General features: G+C 51.4%; 6 protein-coding genes. 3 read left to right on the top strand and 3 right to left on the bottom strand.

Going from position 1 to position 5,924, the window contains the following annotated elements; all coding sequences use genetic code 11:
- The first annotated feature begins 1 nt into the window (after position 1).
- Positions 2-616, top strand: a complete 615-nt coding sequence (locus tag H5U36_08420) for a protein-L-isoaspartate(D-aspartate) O-methyltransferase (protein MBC7218143.1) — start codon at positions 2-4, stop codon at positions 614-616.
- Here the strand turns inward: H5U36_08420 and H5U36_08415 are convergent.
- The gene (locus H5U36_08415; GenBank protein ID MBC7218142.1) at positions 566-2,854 is read right to left on the bottom strand and encodes a hypothetical protein; all 2,289 of its coding nucleotides are present in this window, start codon (positions 2,852-2,854) and stop codon (positions 566-568) included. The genes H5U36_08420 and H5U36_08415 overlap by 51 nt on opposite strands.
- Before the next feature lie 52 nt (positions 2,855-2,906).
- On the opposite strand from H5U36_08415, the gene dut reads away from it, so the two are divergent.
- A complete protein-coding gene (gene dut / locus H5U36_08410; protein ID MBC7218141.1) occupies positions 2,907-3,344 on the top strand; it encodes a dUTP diphosphatase in 438 nt (145 codons plus the stop codon).
- A 15-nt stretch (positions 3,345-3,359) separates the two neighbouring features.
- Complete coding sequence (glgP, locus tag H5U36_08405) at positions 3,360-5,087, top strand: alpha-glucan family phosphorylase (GenBank protein ID MBC7218140.1); 1,728 nt, start codon at positions 3,360-3,362, stop codon at positions 5,085-5,087.
- Positions 5,088-5,136: 49 nt separating this feature from the next.
- Here glgP and H5U36_08400 read toward each other — a convergent pair whose 3' ends face one another.
- Together H5U36_08400 and H5U36_08395 are read right to left on the bottom strand one after the other, a co-directional pair.
- Entirely contained in the window at positions 5,137-5,337 is a 201-nt protein-coding gene (locus H5U36_08400; GenBank protein MBC7218139.1) for a cold-shock protein, read from the bottom strand.
- A 271-nt stretch (positions 5,338-5,608) separates the two neighbouring features.
- The gene (locus tag H5U36_08395) at positions 5,609-5,836 is read right to left on the bottom strand and encodes a hypothetical protein (protein ID MBC7218138.1); all 228 of its coding nucleotides are present in this window, start codon (positions 5,834-5,836) and stop codon (positions 5,609-5,611) included.
- Between the last annotated feature and the right edge of the window lie 88 nt (positions 5,837-5,924).

Below are 5,924 nucleotides of genomic sequence, written 5' to 3'. Positions count from 1 at the left end.
AATGGTGGAAAGAGACATCCTCAGCCGAGGAATCACTGACGAGAGGGTTATTGAGGCTCTACGGCGTGTTCCTCGTCACCTCTTTGTTCCAAAGGAACTCGAGAAACTTGCCTACGAAGACACACCCCTTCCCATTGGCTACGGGCAAACGATTTCCCAACCCTATGTCGTGGCTCTCATGACCGAAAACCTGAGAGTCCAGGCAAAAGACAAAGTCCTCGAAGTGGGCACAGGCTCGGGATACCAGGCGGCAATCCTCAGCGAGATGGGTTGCGAGGTTTACACAGTAGAAATCATCAAGGCCCTTGCCGACGAAGCACAAAAGCGCCTTGCTGACCTCGGGTACAGAAGCGTTTCCGTCCTCTGGGGAGACGGGTACTTCGGATGGAAGGAACACGCTCCCTTCGATGGGATTATCGTCACTTGTGCAGTGGACCATATACCCCCTCCCCTTCTTGAGCAACTCAAGGAGGGCGGGAGAATGGTCATCCCCGTTGGTCCTCCCTGGAGTCTCCAGAGCCTTCTTGTGGTGGAAAAAACCAGAGAGGGAATCGTCACCCACGACTTAGGGGCAGTGCGCTTTGTTCCCCTGACGCGAGAAAAGCGGGAGAAGTAGAAGAGAGAAAAGAAAGTAGGCGAAAACCGCTCCAAGGAAAGCACTCCAGAGCCCCCAAAAGACAAGGATAAGATGAGCAAGGAGGGACGCTATGACCGAGAAAAAACCATTCCAGGCAAAGACCTCGCTGAAGGTGTTGGGGGCAAATTCTTGTACCTTTTGAGAAAGAAGGGGAAAGGGGAAACCGAGGAGACATCCCAAGATTCCAAGGAAGGGAACGACCAAAAGAAGACTCGCATAGGGTGGGAGTGTCATAAGACCCTGACGGAGAAAGTGAAGACCAAGAAAGCAACCAAAAAGAAGGACAGCATGGCCCTTGAGGAGACTCTGGAAGAAACAGGCACCTCTCCTGAAAACGAGGAAACTCCCTAAGCCTGAAAAGATAAAGAGGGCGATAAGAAGGAGAGAAAAGGAGTATAGAGGAAAACCTGTAAATACCCCGAGGTACGTGAAAAGGGGAATTTCCACGAACATAAATCCCAGACCGGTGCACACTCCCCCAAGGAGAAACCGAAACCGTTTCGGCGAGAAACTCGGCCTCCTCACAAGGGTGGGAAGAAGAATAAAGACTACCGAGAATCCCCCAACAATCACAAGAACAGCAAGTACCGCGAAGAATCCCGCTCCCCCAAAAGGAAGCCACCGCTTCCCTATCTCTCCAAAGGCTTCGCCGAGACCCCTGAAAGCGAGAAAGTTCCCAAAGTATGGCCGATTGTCTCGAGGAGGCCCCAGGTCAAAGAATGCATCAATTTTTCCTTTTAAGGCTTCACATACCGACCGGTAGTATCGTCTCTCGGTCTGAAAAACCTTCTCCATCTCTTCCTCTGGCCATGGCCCATACACGAGATCAAAGGAACGTTCCCGAACGTGATGGAAAATTTGGCCCTTTTCTTCTTCAGTCCAAGGCGTTTTCTTCACAAGGGCCAAAGCAAAGTCCAGGCTCTTCACTACAATGAGCTGTTTCCTAAGCGATTCCTCTCCTTGGGCCTCCCGGAGAAGGAGAACAAATTTCGGAAGAACTGAGGGAGGATTCTGGAGAAAGAAGGAGAAAACTGCAACTCCTTGAGAAGTCAGGGCCGCAAAGAGGTCCCTCACGCCCTCAACCGTAAGGAGAAAGTCCTCTTCAAAGGAGAAACTTCCGGGGAATACCGTAGCCCTTCCTACTGGAATTCGAACAAGAGCTATGTCCCAAAAGGACTTCCGGGAAGTGATGAACTTTCGAGGAAGAGCAACATGCACCTTGGCAGGAAAGGAAGGGACGTAATCCCGCAAAAAGGCAGCGAAAAGCGACGACCGGGTTACAAAGTCAATACTCTGGGCTCCACAAAAGAGCGCTGCGTACGCCGTAAAGCCTTCTCTTTCCTCAACAACGAGAACTCGCTCCGGCCTGAAAACCGAAAAGGGGAGAGCCACAAGGAGATGCTCAGAGAAGGAGGGTTCAATCGTTCGAGGAAAAGAGGAAACATGAGCGCGATCGTGTACGAGGATGAAACTTTCTGGAGGAACACCCTGGAAAAGAGGGCTCAAACCCCAACCAACTCTCTGGTAGGGCGAGGAGAAAACCTCAAGGCACTCCACAGGATTTCGGTACACCTGGAGGAGCTGGGTCTTTGGAAGAGCAAGAAGCGCCCGAGGGGGGGAATAAGGAGAAAGGAAAGGGCGAAGCGGAAGAAAGAGAAAAGGGACGAGTCCAAAAACAAAAAAACGCTTCCTCCCTCCGAGACCGAAAAGAGCAAGGAGGATGACAATTGCAAAAAGAGTTTGCATCTCATTCCTCACAGAGAGAGCAAAAAGCGCACCTAAAACCCCAAGGGCCGAACCGACAAAATTCAGGGCGTAGAAGGAGGGGAAGAACTCAGGAAAGAGCTCAAAAGCAGTTACCTGCAGGAGACCGTGAAAGAAAAAAGGAAGAAAGGTAACAAAAAGAAGAATCCCCAAGTACGCCCACTGGATGGGATGCACGAAGAACTGGTACACATCAAGGGGAAGAAAGAGGAACACAACGCCACTTGCAAGGAGGGCGCCCAAGAAAAAGAGGTGGGTCGTGACTTTGAGAGGGTGAGGACAGTAAGGGGCAAGAACCCCAGAAGCACCATACCCGAGGGTAGCCAAGGCAACAAGGAGTGAGACAAAGTGATGCCCAAACAAGAATGTAAAGAGCCTAAAAAGGACCATTTCATAAGCAAGACACCCGAAGGACACAAAGAAAAGAAGCTGGGCAAGCCTTTTCTTCTCCATTTCTGTCCTCCGACCTTCCAGTATAATATTAGCAAAAAGGGCTGAGGGCGTAATGTCAAAAAAAGAAGTTGTCATACGTTTCAAGCTGCTTACCGAAAGAGCGAAACTGCCCCAGTTCGCCTACGATGATGATGCCTGCTTTGATCTCTTCAGTCCCTGTGATGTCACCATTCCCCCTGGAAAGAGCGCCGTTATCGATCTTGAGATTGCCTCGGAATTTCCCCCAGGGTATGAGGTGGTCATTCGTCCCCGAAGTGGCATGGGAATTCGCCATGGCATTATGATTCATCCCGGAACGATTGACGCCGGTTATCGGGGAAGCTGGGTTGTGCGGCTCTTCAACTTTGGAGATGCTGAGTACCACATTCGTCAAGGCGACCGTATCGCTCAAGGGGCTTTGCGGGAGATTCCCAAGGTGCGCATCGTAGAAGCTTCGACTCTCTCCCCAACAGAGCGAGGCGAGCGAGGCCTCGGATCAACGGGAAAATAAGGAAGGAGGACTTCCATGGAAATTCTCGAACAGCTCAAAAGGGAACCCGTTATCGCCTATCTGTCAATGGAAATTGCCCTTTTCAACGACATTCCGACCTACAGCGGAGGGCTTGGGGTCCTGGCGGGGGACACAGTACGTTCTGCAGCCGATCTCTCCCTTCCCTTCGTGGCAATTACCCTGGTAAGCCGTAAGGGTTACTTCCGTCAGGAAATCACCCCCGAAGGCTGGCAAATCGAGCATCCCATGGAGTGGGAGGTAGAGAAAATCCTGACTCCTCTCCCTCAGAGAGTTACCGTAACCATTGAAGGTCGTAAAGTCACCGTAGGTGCCTGGGTGTACTTCTGGCGGAGTTTCATCGGAAGCGTTGTGCCCGTGATTTTCCTTGACACGGATCTTCCCGAGAACGCCCCCGAGGATCGTTCCATAACTGATTTCCTCTACGGGGGTGATCGACGTTACCGCCTGAAACAGGAAATCGTTCTTGGCATTGGAGGAGCACGTATTTTAAGAGCTCTGGGTTTTGAGGTGCGAAAGTACCACATCAACGAAGGGCACGCTGCCTTTATTGCCCTCGAGCTCCTTCGCCAGAGTCCTCAATTCGATCCAGAACCAGTTCGCGCTCGGTGCGTCTTCACCACCCACACTCCTGTCGAAGCAGGACACGATAAATTTGCTTACGACCTTGTTCAAGAAGTCCTCGAAGAGATCGTTCCTTTCCCCATCCTCAAAAAGTACGGCGGTGAGGATCATCTGAACATGACTCTCCTTGCCCTCAACCTGAGCGGCTATGTGAACGGTGTTGCCCGACGCCACAGCGAAGTCTCCCGCCACATGTTCCCCGGATACGCCATCCACTCTATTACAAATGGTGTCCACAGTTTCGCCTGGACAAGCGAAAGTTTCCGCACGCTTTTTGACCGTTACATCCCTGGATGGGCTTATGAACCGAGCTTCCTCTCCCGAGCGGATATCATTCCCGATGAGGAGGTTTGGAAGGCTCATCAGGAAGAGAAGCGAAAACTTTTACAGCTTGTGAAAGACAAGACCGGAGTAGAAATGGATGAAAATGTGCTCACCATTGGTTTCGCTCGGCGAATGACCGCCTACAAACGTCCCCTCTTCATCTTCTCCGACCTTGCGCGTCTTAAAAAGATCCGCCGAAAGTGGGCCTTTCAGTTCATCTTTGCGGGAAAAGCCCATCCCCAGGACTGGGAAGGAAAGCGATGCATTCAAGAAATCATTCGCCTCTCGCAGGAGTTGACCCCAGATATAAAAATAGCCTTTCTCGAAAACTACGACCTCGAAATTGCCAAAAAAATGGTTGCCGGAGTCGATGTGTGGCTTAACACCCCTATGCGGCCCCTTGAGGCCTCAGGGACAAGCGGCATGAAAGCCGCCCACAACGGAGTGCTTCACTTCAGTGTTCTCGACGGATGGTGGATAGAAGGACATGTGGAAGGAGTTACCGGATGGTCCATTGGGCCAGAAAGCGATGCTGGAAAGACTCCACAGGAGCTCCTTGAGGAAGAAATCGATGACTTCTACAATAAGCTCGAGTACCTCATCCTTCCCCTTTACTACACTCAGAAGGACCAGTGGAGGCAACTCATGAAAAACGCCATCGGCAAAATTGCTCCCTACTTTAACGCCCACCGGATGATGCGCCGTTACGTCACCGAGGCGTACTTCCACCAACCACTCCTTGTGAACACTATCCTTCAAGAGGAAACCGCAAGCTAACAAAACAAAAAAGCCCCGGCAGTTGCCGGGGCTCCTCTTTTCGAGGATCTTAGAGTTTCCTCACCCGCACCGCCTGGGGTCCCTTCGTCCCCTGCTGAACCTCAAACTCTACTGCCTGCCCCTGCTCAAGAGTCTTAAAACCGGTTCCTTCGATTGCTGTGTAGTGAACGAAAACGTCTCCACCTTCATCAGACTCGATGAACCCGTATCCCTTCGTCGCACTGAACCACTTGACCTTACCAGTTGGCATTGAAACTGAAACCTCCTAAAAAGAAAATTAAGGGTCTGCGCAAACCCAAGAGAATAGTAGCACTCCACAGAAGCTGTGTCAAGGAAATGTTTAGGTTCACATCATGTGGGACACTCTACAGTTTACAATTCCAGTATCCCCAAGGTACCCTCAAATGTCCTTTCCTTAAGCTCCGGTGAGACCTCCTGATCATACCAAGATCCGTGCAAACCGAAACACATTCGGCTTTCTCTCATCCCAGAAGCACAAGGATAGTCTTTCGGTCTCCCCCTTACACCCTCAACTTCCCCAGGTACTTGGACCTGTGCTTCCCGTTCTCCCACCACCTGAGGTAGGCATAGGGACCGTACTTCCCAATCATCTTCACCTCCACGTGGGCTCTCCTTGTCTCGGGTTCCTCCATCTCCTTCTCCTCGATGAGGGAGGCAACGTACTCGAAGGCTTCCAAAAGCTCCTCCTTGGTCATGCCCTCGAGGATTTCCGCCAGGTCCTTCCTCATCCCAATCCCTCCTCTTAGGGTACAATTCTTGGCTATAGTGTACCCTAAGAGAGGAGAAGTATCAAGCCTTTTTGGGGAAAGTCGATTC

It is taken from the genome of Candidatus Caldatribacterium sp. (assembly GCA_014359405.1).
Taxonomy (GTDB): domain Bacteria; phylum Atribacterota; class Atribacteria; order Atribacterales; family Caldatribacteriaceae; genus Caldatribacterium; species Caldatribacterium oleiphilum.
This window is presented reverse-complemented; position numbering and strand designations above follow the sequence as displayed.